General features: G+C 41.8%; 15 protein-coding genes and 1 riboswitch. Of the genes, 13 read left to right on the forward strand and 2 right to left on the reverse strand.

What is annotated here, in order from left to right:
• Positions 1 to 20 precede the first annotated feature (20 nt).
• Entirely contained in the window at positions 21 to 2,456 is a 2,436-nt protein-coding gene (locus tag BLQ87_RS18865) for a mechanosensitive ion channel family protein (RefSeq protein ID WP_143010483.1), read from the forward strand.
• A gap of 137 nt (positions 2,457 to 2,593) precedes the next feature.
• Here BLQ87_RS18865 and BLQ87_RS18870 read toward each other — a convergent pair whose 3' ends face one another.
• Positions 2,594 to 4,618 (reverse strand): M3 family metallopeptidase, encoded by a 2,025-nt coding sequence (locus BLQ87_RS18870; RefSeq protein ID WP_074609818.1) that lies wholly within the window; start codon positions 4,616 to 4,618, stop codon positions 2,594 to 2,596.
• 191 nt (positions 4,619 to 4,809) lie between these two features.
• On the opposite strand from BLQ87_RS18870, the gene BLQ87_RS18875 reads away from it, so the two are divergent.
• From BLQ87_RS18875 to BLQ87_RS18900, 6 genes are all read left to right on the forward strand, one after another.
• Positions 4,810 to 5,793 carry an NAD-dependent epimerase/dehydratase family protein gene (locus tag BLQ87_RS18875; RefSeq protein WP_074609820.1) on the forward strand — a complete coding sequence of 328 codons (984 nt, stop codon included), beginning with the start codon at positions 4,810 to 4,812 and terminating at the stop codon, positions 5,791 to 5,793.
• 176 nt (positions 5,794 to 5,969) lie between these two features.
• Entirely contained in the window at positions 5,970 to 6,485 is a 516-nt protein-coding gene (locus tag BLQ87_RS18880; RefSeq protein ID WP_074609822.1) for an FKBP-type peptidyl-prolyl cis-trans isomerase, read from the forward strand.
• A gap of 319 nt (positions 6,486 to 6,804) precedes the next feature.
• The gene (locus BLQ87_RS18885) at positions 6,805 to 7,278 is read left to right on the forward strand and encodes an RNA polymerase sigma factor (protein ID WP_074609825.1); all 474 of its coding nucleotides are present in this window, start codon (positions 6,805 to 6,807) and stop codon (positions 7,276 to 7,278) included.
• Entirely contained in the window at positions 7,268 to 7,765 is a 498-nt protein-coding gene (locus BLQ87_RS18890) for a hypothetical protein (RefSeq protein WP_074609827.1), read from the forward strand. Before BLQ87_RS18885 ends, BLQ87_RS18890 begins: the two co-directional genes overlap by 11 nt.
• Before the next feature lie 2 nt (positions 7,766 to 7,767).
• Positions 7,768 to 8,370 carry a GrpB family protein gene (locus tag BLQ87_RS18895; protein WP_074609830.1) on the forward strand — a complete coding sequence of 201 codons (603 nt, stop codon included), beginning with the start codon at positions 7,768 to 7,770 and terminating at the stop codon, positions 8,368 to 8,370.
• 84 nt (positions 8,371 to 8,454) lie between these two features.
• Complete coding sequence (locus BLQ87_RS18900) at positions 8,455 to 8,892, forward strand: DUF4822 domain-containing protein (protein WP_176832997.1); 438 nt, start codon at positions 8,455 to 8,457, stop codon at positions 8,890 to 8,892.
• 31 nt (positions 8,893 to 8,923) lie between these two features.
• On the opposite strand, the gene BLQ87_RS18905 is transcribed toward BLQ87_RS18900, so the two are convergent.
• Positions 8,924 to 9,580: an HAD family hydrolase gene (locus BLQ87_RS18905; RefSeq protein WP_074609835.1), complete on the reverse strand. Its 657-nt coding sequence runs from the start codon at positions 9,578 to 9,580 to the stop codon at positions 8,924 to 8,926.
• Between the two features lie 426 nt (positions 9,581 to 10,006).
• Positions 10,007 to 10,117: riboswitch (SAM riboswitch) on the forward strand.
• 248 nt (positions 10,118 to 10,365) lie between these two features.
• Between BLQ87_RS18905 and BLQ87_RS18910 the strand changes: the two genes are divergently transcribed.
• The 6 genes from BLQ87_RS18910 (at position 10,366) to BLQ87_RS18925 (ending at position 17,773) form a co-directional block, all read left to right on the forward strand.
• Positions 10,366 to 13,554, forward strand: coding sequence for a SusC/RagA family TonB-linked outer membrane protein (locus BLQ87_RS18910; protein ID WP_074609838.1), 3,189 nt, complete (start codon positions 10,366 to 10,368; stop codon positions 13,552 to 13,554).
• 5 nt (positions 13,555 to 13,559) lie between these two features.
• The gene (locus tag BLQ87_RS18915; RefSeq protein ID WP_074609841.1) at positions 13,560 to 14,999 is read left to right on the forward strand and encodes a SusD/RagB family nutrient-binding outer membrane lipoprotein; all 1,440 of its coding nucleotides are present in this window, start codon (positions 13,560 to 13,562) and stop codon (positions 14,997 to 14,999) included.
• Between the two features lie 160 nt (positions 15,000 to 15,159).
• Positions 15,160 to 15,900: an SDR family oxidoreductase gene (locus tag BLQ87_RS18920; protein ID WP_074609843.1), complete on the forward strand. Its 741-nt coding sequence runs from the start codon at positions 15,160 to 15,162 to the stop codon at positions 15,898 to 15,900.
• Positions 15,901 to 16,394: 494 nt separating this feature from the next.
• The gene (locus tag BLQ87_RS33835) at positions 16,395 to 16,553 is read left to right on the forward strand and encodes a hypothetical protein (RefSeq protein WP_172664869.1); all 159 of its coding nucleotides are present in this window, start codon (positions 16,395 to 16,397) and stop codon (positions 16,551 to 16,553) included.
• Between the two features lie 53 nt (positions 16,554 to 16,606).
• Positions 16,607 to 16,771: a hypothetical protein gene (locus tag BLQ87_RS33840; RefSeq protein WP_172664870.1), complete on the forward strand. Its 165-nt coding sequence runs from the start codon at positions 16,607 to 16,609 to the stop codon at positions 16,769 to 16,771.
• A 36-nt stretch (positions 16,772 to 16,807) separates the two neighbouring features.
• The gene (locus tag BLQ87_RS18925) at positions 16,808 to 17,773 is read left to right on the forward strand and encodes a sterol desaturase family protein (RefSeq protein WP_074609846.1); all 966 of its coding nucleotides are present in this window, start codon (positions 16,808 to 16,810) and stop codon (positions 17,771 to 17,773) included.
• Positions 17,774 to 17,845: the final 72 nt, after the last annotated feature.

The raw sequence follows: 17,845 nt of genomic DNA on the forward strand, positions 1-17,845 counted from the left end.
TTAAATGACCTGAACTTATCTTGCATTTAATACTTGGCATAAATACTGCTAAAGGTATTTTTCTCTACTATAAATTGATGGATCATATGGTTTTAATGGGTTCTTATGGCAAGAATGCCAGGGTGTTTTTGATATTCTTCTGCCTGCTTGCTGCTTTTCAGTCTTCTTTTGCCCAGAATAAACAACAAACTGCGCAGAAAAAGCCAAAACATGTCGTTACGGAATCTGAAATTCCTTTGCTGGTCAATAAAGTGGAAACGTATACACTGGCGATCGATAAGAATAATTTTATCATCAAGATTGGCTTTGATTTCAGTGTGATCGAAACGCCTTTATCAGAAATAGAAACGAAATTGAAAACCTTCAAAAAGAGGTTTGAAACCCAGGGACAGAAGATGAACCTGCGGAGCTTGAATAGTGCCGTGATCCTTTTGAAAGAGCAATCCGACAATTTACTGAACTATAAGAAAATACTCGTTTCTTATGGAGAGCAGCTCAGTAAGAGCAATACTGAAGTCAGGAAAATACTTTCTGATCCGGATTTAAATGTAATTATTCCGGATTCGGTTCTAAACGAGCAGTTGAACAGTATGGTCAAAGACGGGAAGCGTCTGGATACCTTGCAGCGAAAGATGTTGTCCCGTGTTAATTTATTAAGAAACAGACTGTCCATTAACCTGTTGCAACTGAACGACCTTTCTTCAAATATGAGCTATTTGTCGATCTCTAAAAAGATCAATATGTTCTCCAGAGAAGAAGCCCCCTTATTTAAGCTCAAGGCCGAAAAGTATAAACAGTCCTTTGGAGAGACGGTTCTGAATGCCTTTGAGCGCTCCGGAAAGATCATTTCTATTTATCTTGCCGGTAAAGGTCACCTGACCACCCTTGCCTTGCTGATCTTTATTTTTATCACCGCCTGGCTACTCTCCAACATGCGCAGAATTAAGAAACAGGAGGAAGTAGAAAGTGTATTGCTGCAAGTCAATTTCCTGAAGCGGAGTGTGATTGTCGGCTCGGTAATGGGCTTGCTTACTTATGCACCTTTGCTGTTTGGCAACCCAACAATGTCCTTATTACATGCCATTGAGGCCCTTAGGGTCATTGCGATATGCTTTTTATTGTTTCCTTTTTTAAATGGATCATCAAAATATTTATGGATTGGTCTGGTGTTGATTTGGTTCTTCTACGCGATTGACGACATCCTTTTGGACAGTTCCTTTGGCGAGCGCTGGGGACTGTTTATTGCCGGGGTATTGTTGTTTTTAATCTGCGTAGATATGATTCGAAGGAGAACGGCTTTCTTTCTGAAAATTGAAGAATCTCCTGTTACCAAAGCACTGGTCATTTTTACGCTGGCCCAGGTCGTACTCTCGATCTTGTTTAACTTGTCAGGACGGTTATCTCTTGCTAAAATTTTCGGAGTGAGTGCGATACAATGCCTGATGCTTGGGATTTCGTTAAAAGTCTTTTGTACGATGGTACTGGAAGCCATCTACCTGCAAACTGAAGCTTATCAATCCAGTCGTTTTTCAGATTTTATTAATTTCAAGGAATTACAGCATCGCTTTCAGCGAACCCTATGGATCCTGGCAAGTATCATCTGGACCATCGGATTGATCAGAAACCTAACGCTTTACGACTTGATGCTCCGCCTTTCGGCTGATTTTCTTCAGGAGTCCAGAAGCATTGGGAGTTACCAGTTTACTTTTGCCAGTATTGGTATTTTCTTTTGTATCATTTGGTTCTCTTCGCTCATCTCCAGCTTTATCAGTTTCTTCTTTGGGCACGAAAAAGCGACGGCAGGAGGTAAAAGAAGCGGTTTAAATTCGATGATGTTGCTCATCCGGCTGGCGATATGGACGGTAGGGTTTCTCATTGCAGTCGCTGCTGCGGGAATTCCAATAGACCGGCTTTCTATCATGCTGGGCGCCCTTGGCGTAGGTATCGGTTTTGGTTTGCAGAATATAGTGAACAACCTGGTTTCAGGGATCATCCTTGCTTTCGAACGCCCCATACAAATTGGTGATCAGATTGAGATTGGAAACAAGTCTGGCGTAGTTAAAGAGATTGGTGTTCGTTCCAGCAAGATCCACAATGCGGAGGGGGCAGATATTATCGTGCCCAATGGGGATTTACTGTCGCAACATCTGATCAACTGGACAATGCAGGACAGAAGTAAAAGAGTGGAATTTATGATTGGGGTACCTTATAGCACTGACCTGGATTCGGTCATCCTGCTGATCAAAGAGACACTGAAAAAAAATGAAAACATCTTGCCTGTCCCGGAGCCTGTGGTGATTGTTCAGGATTTTGGAGAATATGCCATCAGTGTCCGGATCCTGTTATGGGTTGGAGACCTGGCTGTTGGAGGAGGAGTTCGCTCTGCGGCAATGATTGATGTTAAAAAGGCATTGGCAGCAGCTGGAATTCAATTGCAAATCAGGCCTTTGAGTTAAAAGCTGTTTGATTATCAAGATCCTAAATTCCAGGTTCGATTTTTTTTATTTACTACAATGCCCCCCAAATTGTCTGAATTTTGGGGGCATTGCATTTAATACCAGGGCTATTCCTGCTTTATCTCCGGCAAAACGGATTAAAGCAATCCACGTTTAACCAGCATAGGCTTAATATCCGGTTGATGTCCGCGGAAATTAAAAAACATCTTTCCAAGGTCTTCTGTGTTTCCTTTTGATAAGATCATATCGCGGAACCGTTGTCCGTTGGCCCTTGATAATCCACCGTTTTCCTGAAACCAGGAGAAAGCATCATTTTCCAGCATAGAAGTCCAGCTGTAAGCATAATAACCTGCAGCATAACCGTTGCTCCAGATGTGTAAGAAATAGCTGGAGCGGTAACGTGGAGGAACTTCAGTTAAGTTGAGGTGTGTTTTCCTTAAAGCTTCCGCTTCAAATTTATCTACGTCCTGTAATGGTGCATTTGCGGGAAGGGTATGCCATTGCATATCCAGAGCAGCGGCTGCCAGGGCTTCCGTAAATTCATATCCCTGGTTAAATGAACTTGCCTTCTTGATTTTATCTAAGAGCGACTGTGGCATTGCTTCGCCTGTTTTATAGTGAACTGCATAGTTCTTCAGAATCTTAGGATCTGATGCCCAGTGTTCATTGAACTGAGAAGGGAATTCTACATAATCACGGGCAACATTGGCGCCCGAGAGACTTACATATTGCTGGTTGGCAAAGAGGCCATGCAGACCATGTCCGAATTCATGAAACATGGTAACCACATCGTCAAAACTAATCAGTGCAGGTTGTCCGGCAGCAGGCCTGGCAAAGTTACATACGTTATAGATGACTGGTTTTGTACCCATCAGTTTGGATTGAGGAACCATATTGTCCATCCATGCGCCACCATTTTTGTTGTCTCTTTTGAAATAATCACCATAGAACAGTCCAATCTGACTGCCATCTTTGTCCATCACATCAAATACACGTACATCTTTCTGATAAACGGGAAGGTCCTTCCGTTCTTTGAAAGTAATGCCATACAATTGTGTGGCAGCATAGAATACTCCGTTCTCCAATACTTTATTGAGCTCAAAGTAAGGCTTCACCTGGTTCTCATCAAGATCGTATTTGGCTTTTCGAACCTGCTCAGCATAATAGGTCCAATCCCATGGCCATAGTTTAAATCCTCCTCTTTGCTGGTCGATCACAGCCTGGATGTCTTTGGCTTCGGCTCTTGCTTTTGCCGTTGCAGCCGGAACAAGTTGCTGGAAGAAGGCTTCAACAGCTTCGGGAGTTTTGGCCATCTGATCCTGAAGTTTCCAGGCGGCATAGTTCTTAAATCCTAACAGTTGTGCCTGTTGTGCACGTATTTGTGCAATTCTCGAAATCAGCTTGCGGGTATCATTGGCATCTTTTTTTTCGGCACGGGTCCAGGAGGCTTCAAAAAGCGTCTGGCGGGCAGCACGGTCTGACATCCCCTGGAGGGCAGGCTGCTGTGTCGTATTGACGAGGTCCTTACCTGCGGCTAGTAATTGAGTGCTGAACTTGGTGGAAAGTGAAGATTCTTCCTTATTCAGTTCTTTCAGTTTTTCCTTGTCGCCCTCAGATAACTTCGCTCCTGCCAATTCAAATTTCTGATAATAATATTCTACTAAACGGAGAGATTCCGGATCTAATTTTAATTTAGCACGCTCCTGATAAACGCTTTCTACGCGTTTGAATAGTTTGGTGTTCAGGTAAATGGCATCATTGTTTGCCGTCAGTTTTGGTGCTTCTTCTTCCTGTACTTTTTGCAGATCCGGATTGGTATTGGCACCGGTAACTAAACCGAAAACCCGATTTACACGCCCCAGCAATTGCCCGCTCTTTTCAATCGCCAATATGGTGTTTTCAAAGGTGGCAGACTCCGTCTGATCTGCAATTTTCAATATTTCAGCCTGTTGCTGTTTCATTCCTTCTTCAATAGCAGGTCTAAAATCACTGTCTTTGATCTGGTCAAAAGCCGGTGCCTGGAATGGAAGTTTGCTGGCGTTTAAAAATGGGTTGGAAGGAGAGATGCTTTCCTCCGTCCCCCCTGATGAGGATTTCGGCTGATTACAGGCGCTGGTTATTGCAAGTAAAGCCATTATTGGTAAGTAAGATATTCGTTTCATCTATTTGATTTTTGTTTTGAAGCCTTTGATTATTAAAGTAATTATTGTCCTGCGTGCTTAATCCTTCTTTTAATAATGTCGGGTTCATTTTTTATGAATAAATTATAAGTCTTTTATAAAAGTAAGAATTTTTAGCTGAGCGAAACGTTGTAAATTTGGAGTAGTTCAGGAGATATTTTAAACAAAATAATATGAAAGTTTTAGTAACCGGAAGTTCCGGCCATCTTGGAGAAGCAATGGCGAGGAGACTAAAAGAATTGAACCATGAGGTACTTGGTTTAGACCTGATCAAATCTCCTTTTACCAGTCATATTGGCTCGATTACAGACCGTTCTTTCGTGAAGGAATGTATGGAAGGGATAGAGACTGTTTTTCATACTGCTACCTTACATAAGCCACATGTGGCTACCCACGACCTGCAGCAATTTATTGACACCAATATTACCGGAACCCTGCATCTGCTTCAGGAATCGCTGGCAGCAGGAGTAAAGCGTTTTATTTTTACCAGTACGACCAGCGTATTTGGGGAGGCAATGTCACCTCCAGCGGGTAGTCCGGCTGCCTGGGTAACAGAGGCATTGGTGCCGGTTCCCAAAAATATCTATGGCGTTACAAAACTAGCGGCAGAAGATCTGTGTCAGTTGTTTTATAGAAACCATGGCTTGCCTTGTATCGTCCTGCGAACGTCCAGATTTTTTCCGGAAGATGATGATGAAAAAGAAAAGAGAGCCGCTTTTTTCGGAGAAAATCTCAAAACAAATGAGTTTCTCTTCCGCCGGGTGGAACTGGAAGATGTGGTTCAGGCGCAGCTTCTCGCAGCGGAAAAGGCGCAGGATCTGGGGTTTGGCAAATACATTATCTCTGCCACTTCTCCGTTTTTGCCAGAAGATTTGGCCGCGCTAAGAACGAATGCTGCGCAGGTGGTTGGTAAATATTTCCCTGATTATCAGAAAGTATATGAAGGCTATAATTGGAAAATGCTGACGGAGTTTGATCGGGTATATGTGAACGAAAAGGCCAGGGCAGCATTGGGCTGGAAACCAAAATATGATTTCAGTCATCTTCTGGAGCAATTGAAGCTGGGAAATGAGCTGCAAAGTCCGCTGGCCAGGCTGGTCGGATCAAAAGGATATCATGCGCGATCATTTTCTGAAGGGCCTTATCCGGTAGATTGATGAGACCATCATAAGTATACCACTTACAAACAGGAACGAATAATACGGGCATGATCGCTTCATAACCGATAAACCTGGAATATGGGCTCTTGAGGACCATTGAAAATCAATAAAAAGATCGAAAAAATCAAATTATAGGCTGATGAAAAAACAATATATATGATATATTTGTGAACATGACTAAATTAAAACACCTGTTATTATTGGTTTGCATAGCCGGATGCTTTGCAGCCTGTTCGAAAGACAAAGCGGTTGAATGTTCTGGTGAAATACCAAAGTTCCCATTGCCTGCGAGTGCAATAGCCCAGTTTCAGCTGGACACTACTGCAATTCGTAAATTTGTAGTTGACAACAACATTCCTGATGTAAAGAAGGATGAAAACGGTGTGTTTTATCAGATTTTAGCGCCTGGTACCGGTACGCATCATTTTACCTTATGTTCCAACATTACCATTATTTATGAAGGTAAATTGTTGAACGGTACGGTTTTCGACAGCTCAAAAGGAAGTGAAACAACCTTTCCACTGGGTCGTTTAATTCCGGGCTGGATGGTTGGTGTTCCTAAAATTCAAAAAGGAGGAAAAATCAGACTTTTGATTCCTTCTGTTTTTTGCTACGGAACAGCAGCGGTAGGTCCAGTTCCTGCGAATGCAAATCTTGATTTTACCATCAGCCTGAACAATGTAAACTAAAGACGCATCGAATCTTAATATAGCGGAACCTGCAACGAATTCAATAAATGAATTCGTTGCAGGTTTTTTTATGAAGGAAAAGTAAATGTTTCTGCCGGGTTATTCAATTATTCTGATGATTATTGGAGTGGTTAAACCTGAGCCCGTCAGGAAGGATTTTGTTGCAAAATTCAATCGCAATTAGATTGTTTATCTGCTTTTTGTGAAAATTTATTCCTGAATGTTGTAAACTTTGTTTATTTTTATTTTAGTAAAAAGCGCCGTCCTTCCTGAAGGGTCTAATGAAGACAATTGGCGCGTTTGAAGAAGATGTAATCATATGCTCGAAACTACGCCTCACTCCTTAACAGAACATCAGCCGGAAAGCATACGCAGTCTGTATGACAGACATGCAGGCATGTTACTGGGCTATATTTTTGAGGTTGTAAAAGACCGTAAACTAGCCGAAGAATACCTGATTAAAGTTTTTTGTGACCTGTCCATCCGGTATAACGATGTCAATCGGACCGGAATCAGCGGCTGGCCTCAGCTGCAGAAATTTGCAAGGGAAAAGCTATTGTCTTTACCGGACAGCCCCAGATATGTAAGCCTGAATGCCGGAGTAAAAATATCCGATTCCCCGAACAGCTATCTGAGACAGTTAACCGAGGAGCAGAGACAGGTGTTTTGCGATGTTTATTATAACGGAAGAACAATTGCAGACATTTCAATAACGCTAAATAAAACAGAAGATTTAACCCGGAAGACTTTAAAAGAGGCTTTCGCTATAATGAGAAAAGGTAGTGAAAATTAACGAATACATAGAAAGCGGAATATTGGAAGCGTATGTATTAGGTTCTGCCTCTGAAGCGGAAGCGAACGAGCTGTTACACCTAAAAGCGCAACATCCACAGATTGAAGATGCACTCTTTAAACTGGAGTCAGATCTGGAACGTATAGCGGAACACATGGCCATTACGCCACCTCCCAATACTTGGGCTAAAATTGAAGGAGGTATAAATGAGCTGGTTAAAACACCTCAGTTTGAATATTTAATAGGAGAGGAACCTAAAGAAAGCAGCCGTGGTTCCAGATCAGGAAAAAGTGCACAGTTCATAGAAGTAGAGGCCGAATCAGGACACATGCGCATCCGTAAAATATGGAGGTGGGTGTTTTTTGCCGTTTTTGTGCTTGGAAAGATATTTCTTGCCTTTGCGATCTACTATTATCTGGAAAACCGTCATACCCAGGAGGAAATAGAAAAGCTGAAAACAGAGCTGGAAAATAAAAGTACCAAATAAAAATGACGGACTTTAAGCCGAAGCGCATCGAAGTCGTTCCCTATACAGAAAATTGGGCGCAAACTTTCGAAGCATTAGCCAACGTATTTAAAATTGATTTAGAAGATCTGATTATTGGTATGGAACATGTTGGAAGTACTGCTGTTCCGGGACTTGCTGCAAAGCCGGTGATTGACCTGGATCTGATCATTCGCGATAAAAGCAGATTTGAAGAAATTAAAGTTATACTCGGAAAAAGAGGATACCTGCATGTCGGTGAAATGGGGATTCCTGGAAGAGAAGCCTTCAAGCGCTCTTCTGAATACACACCTTTAAATGCTGAAAATCAAGTATGGCCTGCTCATCATCTGTATGTTTGTCTGCAGGATAGCGTAAGTTTAAAAAATCATTTATTATTTAGGGATTATCTGCGTGCAAATCCGGAAACAGCGGCAGAATATGGCCGGCTGAAGATGACACTCGCTGAAAAACATCCTTATGACATCGACCGTTATATTGATGGAAAAACAGATTTTATAATTACTGTTCTCGAAAAGACAGGCTTTGATAAAATGCTGTTGAATGACATCTCCGGACAAAATAAAATCGACGAATCAAATAATTAGTGCTGTTAATGCGCTAATCAGTCCTATCTGAATCATCTCTTTGGAACATAGTTTTGTGGAACTAAATAACAAATTATGAACCTAATGATGAAAAAATCGGTACTTATGGTATGTTGCATGCTTTTGCTTGGCATCACTTCCTGTAAAAAAGACGAAGACAAAACTCCGGAACAACCTGCTGCAAGCCCTTCAGAAATTCTGGCTTCAGTGACCTGGAAATCTACTACGGTTAAGGATCAGACGGGGAAAGATGTGACCGCCGCAAACGGCGGATATGTTGGTATAGCGAAGTACAATGTGAATGGTGATTTTGAAATCAAGGGATTCGATGGCGTGTTGAGAAGCTCAGGCCAATGGGCATTGACAGCTGATGGCAAAAAGAGAATGCTGATCGGTACGACCGCTGCAGGTGCCTCGTTTTCAAGGGTAGTGGATGTTCTGGTACTGAATAAAAGTATTTTTACTTACCGCATTACTAACCCTCAGGGAGAGGTGGTAGATGTAGAACATGTTCCAAACTAGGGGAGAAGAAAGAAGGGAATAATCCCTTCTTTTAAAATAATGCGATGATTTTATCGTAAGTAAGTTCGTTGTAGTTGTCTATGTATAAATCGCAATGAGGAAGCTCCTCAATGGTATGGGAACTAAGCACACCTGCTACACGCATTCCTGCATTTAAGGCGGCGGATATCCCGGAAAAAGAATCTTCAAAAACAAGGCATTGGTCTGGTGATACGCCAAGATTGCGTGCAGAACTCAGGTATACTTCCGGATCTGGTTTATGTTTTTTCACGTCTTCACTGGCCAAAATAGAACCTAATTTTTCACGAAGGTCGATTTTGCTCAGAATCAGGTCCAGGTTCGCAGCAGGGGCCGAAGTGGCTACACCAAGCTTGACCTGATGATCTTCCAGATCTGATATAAATTTAAGAAAACCGGAAATCGGGTCGACATGCGGCTCATAAATTTTTCGGAATAAGCCTTCTTTTTCCTCTTCCATTCGCAGGAATTCTTCCCCCTGAATCGGGCGCTTAAAAAAGTGACTGAAAATATAACTGTTACTTTTTCCGAACATGTGTTGGGCAAACTCAGCTTCAGTAGGGGCAAGGTTCCTTACAGAGAAAAAATCACGAAAAGCAAGGGAGTGGTATGGATTGGTATGGACGATCACGCCATCCATGTCAAAGATCACAGCAATTTCTTTATTCATCCGGCAAAGTTAACAAAGTCGGCGGTTTGCGAATAATAAAAACAAACCAGCAAATATAAATGAGCTGAGGACAAACAATAAGTAGATAGGGGAGTTTAAAAAAATGGGAATATTGATTCAGCAATTGTAGAAAATGAGCATAACTTTCACCCTAATAACTTCCTTTCTTTACGCACAAATCAGGAAAACAGAACTGAAACCGATAATTCTTTCGTGATTACCAGCAAGCCGGCGGCGGTTTATTCGCGGACTTATAAAGATGGTAAGCTATATTGCAGTGGAAGAGGGCTTAAGTCTAGTATAAGGACTGATTTTATATTCTTATTTAATGTCTTTGGTTTAAAGAAATAATAAAATATTATTAATTCCTATGGGATTACTAGATTATTTGTATATTTGCTGTCGAAGATGCTTCTTTAATCTTCCGACTTATCCAGAAAGACTGAGGGAATGGCCCTATGATGTCTTAGCAACCTCTACCTGTTAACCCGGTAAAAGGTGCTAATTCCAATTCGCGAATAGCGAATAAGATAAGCAGTTTCACAGCTACAAAGCTGCTGCTCATCAAGCCATACCTCATCAGAGAAAAAGAAGGAAATGCGGGCGCGTCTTAAACTTAAAATGTTAGCATATGAACCTACAATTACTTCTTTACAAAACCAATTGCGCTAAATCTTTTTACTTTCCTGTAGCAGATGGCTATATGTGCAAGGCTATCCCCATGTGTTGTTGCGGGATCTAGTCATACCAAATTCTAAATTTCTTACACTTAGTTAAAAACCAATATGTTAAAAATATACAAAATTTTTATAGGGATTGCTTTGTCCTTTTTTTTCCTGCTCACGGCCCAGGCACAGTCGCTTAAAATCACCGGTGTGGTTTCAGACGGTCCTGACGGACAGACGATTCCGGGTGCTTCGGTTACCATCAAAGGAAAAGAAACAGCTACTGTTACTGATATAAATGGACGCTTTTCTATTTCAGCAAATGTGAATGACATTATCCGGGTCAGTTATATCGGATATGCCAGCAAAGAAATCAAAGTTACGGCAGGAATAACTCAGCTGAAAGTCAGTCTGGAAGCTTCCTTAAATGATTTAAATGAAGTAGTGGTTACCGCTTTGGGAATTACCAAAGCAAAAAAATCATTGGGTTATGCCACTCAGGAATTGAAATCCAAAGACATCTCTACGGCTAAAGAAACCAACCTCATCAATTCGCTGGCAGGAAAGATTGCCGGTGTACAAACCACCAATAGTCAGGGAGACATGGGCTCTTCGAGAATCATCATCCGTGGGGAAACGTCTATTTCAAGTCAGAATCAACCTTTATTCGTGGTAGATGGTGTTCCGGTAGACAACTCTCAGTTTTTGGGGAATGGCGGTTCCAGGGACTTTGCAAATACGATATCCGACATTAATTCTGAAGATATTGAATCCATCAGTGTACTAAAAGGGCCGAATGCAGCCGCTTTATATGGTTCCAGGGCCGCCGCTGGGGTCATATTGATTAAAACAAAAACAGGAAGAGGCCAGCAGGGATTGGGCATCAGCATCAATTCCAACACAACGATCTCTAATTTATTGACACTTCCAAAATATCAGAATGCTTTTGGTCAGGGCTCAAACGGTAAGTTTAGCTATGTAGATGGTAAAGGGGGCGGTTTGAATGATGGGGTGGATGAAAGCTGGGGCCCCGCACTGGATGGCCGCCTGATTCCTCAGTTCAATACGAATGGAAAACCAGAACCTTTTATTGCGCATCCGGACAATGTAAAAGACTTTTTTGAAACAGGTTATGCCCTGAGCAATGGAATTGCCATTGCCGGATCCGGAGAGAAACAAGACGTTCGTTTTTCTTATAACAACCTGACTCAGGGAGGGATATTGCCCAACTCTTCGCAAAATAAAAACTCCTTACTGCTGAATACTACTTACCGCATTACCCCAAAGCTGACGTTGAATGCAAGTGTCAACTATGTCAAAAGCAGTGCTGCGAACCTGCCTGCATCAGGTGGTAAACGGGCTACGGGACCAATGCTTCAGTTTACCTGGTTCGGAAGACAGGTCGATGTCAGTCAGCTTAAAAAATATAAGGACGACAACGGGAATAACATCAACTGGAACAATAGTTATTATAGCAATCCTTATTTTATTGCTTATGAAAATACAGTGGGTCAGAAACGGGACCGCATCATTGGAAGTGCAGAGTTGAATTATAAAATTACGGAGGCACTATTCGCAAATTTCAGAACAGGAAATGATTATTATACGGATCGCAGAAAAATAAAAATTGCTTATGGTACAAACGGAACTCCTTTCGGATCCTATCAGGAAGATGCATATACGATAAATGAAAACAATACAGAAGGCAGGTTAGAATTTAATAAAAAACTAAGCAACGATTTCTCCCTTAACGTTTTGGCAGGTGTGAATGTGAGGACTTTTACGCAGGAACAGAATGACCAGATGGCTACTAAATTAGCCGTAAACGGTTTATATACCTTAAACAATTCCAGAGATCCGCTGGTATCGTCTAACTTTTACAGCAAGCTAAGGACCTATAGTACTTTTGGATCGGCACAGCTTGGCTATAAAGATTATGCCTTCCTGAATGTAACCTCCCGGAATGATTGGGATTCCAGTTTACCAAGACCAAACCTCTCTTATTTCTATCCTTCAGTAAATGGAAGTTTGATCCTTACGGAAGCTTTTGATCTAAAAAATGAAGTGTTGAGTTTTGCCAAAATCCGAGGAGGCTGGTCAAAAGTAGGTAAGGCAACGGACCCTTATCAACTGGTAAATACCTATAGTTTTACAGCGCCCTTTAATGGAAATCCACAACAAGCGGCGAGTCTGGTGGAGCTAAATCCAAATCTTCTGCCCGAAATCACTAAATCTGCTGAGGCGGGGATAGAAGTCGGTTTGTTTGACAACCGGGTAAAGCTGGACCTGAGTGTTTACAATACCAATAGTATCAACCAGATTTTAAAGGTGAATGTAAGTTCTTCGACGGGTTACAATCAGAAACTGATTAATGGCGGAAGCATCAATAATAAAGGGTTGGAAGTTCAACTGGGATTAATCCTGGTGAAATCGCAGGACTTTAGCTGGGACATCAACCTGAATTATGCGCTGAACCGTAGTAAGGTAACGGAATTGGATAAAGAAGGACTGATCAGCAGTTATACGATTGGCAGCAACAGAACGGTTGATGTATTGGCAACGATCGGAAAGCCTTATGGTACTTTTTTTGGAACTGCTTATCAGCGCAATGCTGCCGGTCAGCTTATGATAAGCTCAGGAGGAACACCGGTGATCAATCCGGCAAAACAATACCTGGGTAAGTTTACACCCAACTGGCTTGGTGGAATCAGTAACAGTTTTACGTATAAAAACATCAACCTGAATTTCCTGGTGGATGCCAGAATCGGTGGTAAAGTATACTCCAATTCAAACCGTACCGGAACTTATACCGGTGTTCTTGCGAGTACATTAAAAGGAAGAAATACTGAAAGCGGTGGCCTTAGCTATTATTTCCCTGGTAATGTAAATTCCGGAACAGCGGTTGGCATATCGAATGGCGGACAGGCTCCGGCAGGTGAAGTCGTATATACTGATGGGATGGTTTTCGATGGAGTATTAGCCGATGGAACAAAAAATGGCCGCATTGTCCCTGCTCAACAATATTATAAAGGCATTACCAATGTGGATGAGCAGTTCATCTATGATGCTTCTTACATCAAATTGAGAGAGGTTAAATTGAGCTACAGCTTACCAGGACAGTGGACTAAAAAAATAGGGTTTCAGAATGCAGTCTTCTCACTGGTAGGACGAAACCTATGGATCATTCATAAAAATGTGCCAAATATTGATCCGGAAACTGCATTTAATACCGGAAATGCACAAGGACTGGAAGACCTGAGCCTTCCAACAGCAAGATCATTCGGTTTCAACCTTAACCTTAAATTCTAAACATCATGAAATTCAACTATATTCCAATTCTTTTTTCTACGATCCTTGCCCTATCTTTCAGCTCCTGCAAGGACCAGCTGGCAGACCTGAACAAGAATCCAAATTCTGCCGAAATTCCTCAGCCGGATTACCTGCTTACCGGAGCGATTAAAAGTACGGCCGATACTTATTGGGGCGTAACGAATAATATGAATTCCAGTTTGTTATTCATTCAGCATTGGTCGAAAATCCAGTATACAGATCCGGACAGGTATATCTTTACCAATAATGACCTTCAGGAATTATGGGCATCGGGTTACACCAAAGGGGTGACCAATCTGAATAAGCTCGTTAGCCTGGCCGATGAGCAGGGAAATACCAATTACAGAGGGGTGGCCAAAGTACTGAGGTCATGGGTGTTTTTATTGCTAACGGATGCTTACGGCGATATTCCGTATTCACAATCGGTACAGATTAATGCCTATGTAAATCCGGTTTATGATGCACAGAAAGAGGTGTATTTCGGATTACTTGCCGATTTAAAATCTGCACAAACGGATTTGAATGTTGCTGGAAAACCAATTTTAGGTGACATTGTTTACAATGGTAAAATTGAGCTTTGGAAAAAGTTTGCCAATGCTTTGCGCTTGCGTATTGCACTCCGGATTGCAGATAAAGAACCGGAAAAATCAAAGTCCGTACTGGCAGAGATTACTTCGGAAGGAGGGACGCTGATTGCATCCAATCTGGAAAATGCACAGTTAACTTATTCCACATCTCCTAATCAAAATCCGGTAAGCAACTTATTTGATACCCGGGATGATTACAGAATTAGCAAAACTATTGTAGACCGGTTGAGATCCCTCAATGATCCCAGACTTTCCATCTTCGCGAGCCCGACAAAAGATGTAACCACGGAAACCTATATCGGTATACCCAATGGATTGCTAACCGGAGATGCCAGCAATTATGGACTTACAAAAACCTCCAAACCAGGTGCTTATTTCCTTGCGCCTGTTGCACCGGCGGTGATCATCAGTTATGCGGAAGTATTGTTCGATCGTGCAGAGGTTGCGGCAAGAGGATGGAGTAATGAGGATGCGGGAGCCTTGTACAAGCAAGCGATAGAAGTATCGTTACAACAATATGGAGTCGGAACGGCTGCCATTGCTACGTATACCCAATCTGCAGCTGTGCAGTATGAGCCTGCCAATTTCAGGAAGTCTATTGGTAATCAAAAATGGATTGCTTTATTCGGACAAGGATTAGAAGCTTTTGCGGAATGGCGTCGGCTGGATTATCCGGAACTTGTTCCTGCAGTAGCAGGTGTCCTGGGCGGAAAGTTGCCGCTAAGATTTATCTATCCGGGTCAGGAGCAGTCCCTGAATGGAAAAAATTATCAGCAGGCAGTAGCCAGACAAGGTGCGGATCTGCTGACGACCCGCCTTTGGTTCGACATTAAATAAATCCATCGGAGGATCACATCAATGCCAAAGAGAGGCTGTATCATTTTGGTATGATATGGCCTCTTTTTTTTACCTTAGAAATTTACATGTAATGCTGTAATATCAGTACTTTTTGCCTTGTTAAATCTGCCAACTTTGTGGTTCGTTAAAAGAGAAAATTATGAAAATTTTAAAAGATAAAGTAATCTTAATCACAGGTGCCTCCAGAGGTATAGGAGCTGCAATTGCACATAAATTAGCCGGGGCCGGTGCAAAAATAATTGTCAACTACGCAGGAAGTACTGCCGCTGCAGAACAAACTGTAAATGAATTAAAACAAAAAGGTGCCGATGCCATTGCCCTGCAGGCGGATGTCAGCAAAACCGATGAGGTAAAAAGATTGTTTGATGAAGCGATCTCCCATTTTGGTAAAATCGATGTATTGGTAAACAACGCCGGGATCATGATTACGAAACTATTAAAAGATACTACTGACGAAGATTTCAGCAGACAATTTGATATCAATGTGAAAGGGACTTTCAATACCATGCGTGAAGCAGCAGACAGACTGGCCGATAATGGGAGCATTATCAATTTTTCTACTTCTGTAAACCGGATTATGCTTCCGGGATATAGCACTTATGTAGCAACGAAGGCCGCAGTAGAACAACTCACCCGTGTCTTCTCCAAAGAAATAGGCGGGAGAGGAATCAATGTCAACTCCGTATCTCCCGGTCCGACAAATACCGAATTGTTCAGCAATGGCAAACCTCAGGAAGTGATCGACCGTTTAGCCGCTTTGTCTGCTTTTAACAGAATTGCTGAGCCTGAAGATATCGCCAAAGTGGTCTTGTTCCTGGCAAGTGATGAAGCCAGCTGGGTTACTGCACAGAATATTGGGGCGAATGGCGGTATGGCTTAACGTTCATAAAGGGGAATACAACGTATTCCCCTAAGGATTAATAACTGAACCAGGTGCTAATTTTGGCGTTGGACCTGATCCAATCTTGTCATTTAAACCTGATCAAAGTTAATTAATTCATTTTTAGGAATGATCATGACTGAATTTCAGATGATTCTTAAATTAATTCTACTTATTTAGTAGAATTAATTTGTATTGTTGGATTCAAATTCTATATTTGTATTAACAATATAACTCACACAGTATAACGATGTTAAGTTCAAACCTACATCCCGATTTAAAATTCATTATTGCAAATGAATATTTGATGTCCTCCCTTTCTAAGGCGGGATGCTGTTGTTGTTGTTAATCTGCTGTATCCTTTAAACAGCCAAATATCTCTAATCAAGAGCGCGTAATTATTTAGTAAAAGAAGTTCAAAAAACAGCATGAAATTTCATGCTGAAGGCCATTGCTATGGCTGACTTCTTCCTGTAACACCACAAAATCAAAATATGACTATTTCAGATGTACAACTGATCGGAAAGAAGATCGCAGTGGGGATTGTAGTAGCTACCGTTCCGCTGGTTATTCTTTTAGGGGGGCTTTGGCTTATTCAAAAAATTTTAACAGATAAACCACCTTCCTCCAGCAGCACTTTAACCCTTAAATAAGATCAGGAGGTCCTCATGATGGTGCCCATTAAAAAACGCAAAAAAATATGCTTATGAAAATTGAAGAATCAGTAAAGAAAAGAATCATCAGGAACATCTTCCTGAGTCTGTTTATCTATGCGCTGCCCATACTGCTGATGTTTTTTACCTTTTATTTTACGGGGCAGCGACCCTGGTTAAAGAAAAGAAATACAGCTGGCCAGGTGATTAAACCCTAAGCAATCCACTAAATAAAAACCAAATAAACCAATAACATGATTAAAATTATCCAACAAGTTATCGATAACCTGAATGGTTATGGACTCAGTGTATTGGTCCTCATTTTAGGGGTCCTGGAATTCTCTTTCGGCTTATATAAAAAGCGCTGGAACAAAAATGAAAAATTTGTAGACATCGCCTGTTTTGTGTTGCCAAAACTGGTCATCAGACCGGCCATCGCTTTCTTTGGACTGAAGTTTTTACCGGCAGTAATTCCTGTACTAAGAAACGAGTTCGACTGGGTTTCTTTCGGTTGGGGATTGCTCATTATTGCAATTGCCGACGATCTGACTCAATATTGGTACCATCGTCTGCACCATGAAATTCCCTGGTTATGGCGATTTCACCGTACCCACCATTCCGCTTCTTATATGGGAATGGCAATGGCCAGTCGCCAGAACGCATTATATACCTTATTCTTTTCTCAAACTTATGTGACAACTATTCTCGTTTATCTCGGATTGGGGGCACCAAGAATTGTCGTAGGGGCGATTAAAAGTACCATCACCACATTGGCACATTCCAGCATTCCCTGGGACAAGCCTTTTTATAAATATAAAGTGCTGCATCCGGTTGCCTGGGTCCTGGAACGTTTGATTTCTACACCTGCAACGCACCATGCACACCATGCCGCAACCACAGACGATGGGGTAGGTTATTATAAAGGTAATTTCGGAAACATGTTTTTCCTTTGGGATGTCATCTTTGGAACAGCTCATATTTCCAGGCAATATCCTTCCGCTTATGGTATTTCCCATTATGAAGGAGATCCATGGTATGCCCAGCTCTTGTGGCCGATCTTTAAATCCAATGTGGCAGGAAGTGAGCTGGCCGCAGATGGGCCCATTGTTAAACAAGACATTACCATAGAAGAAAGAGATTTGTTAACCATCAGGGCCGTCCATCAAAATAACGGAGAGCAGGAACTGGTATTAAAAGAAATACCGGCAGCGGCAGGATAAATAAAATAAACCCTACATCCCTAACGATTAATAGTATACAGAACAGGAAATCAATTGGCGTTGGACCTGTTC

Origin of the sequence: Pedobacter steynii (genome assembly GCF_900103665.1) — a bacterium.
Classification (GTDB): domain Bacteria; phylum Bacteroidota; class Bacteroidia; order Sphingobacteriales; family Sphingobacteriaceae; genus Pedobacter; species Pedobacter steynii.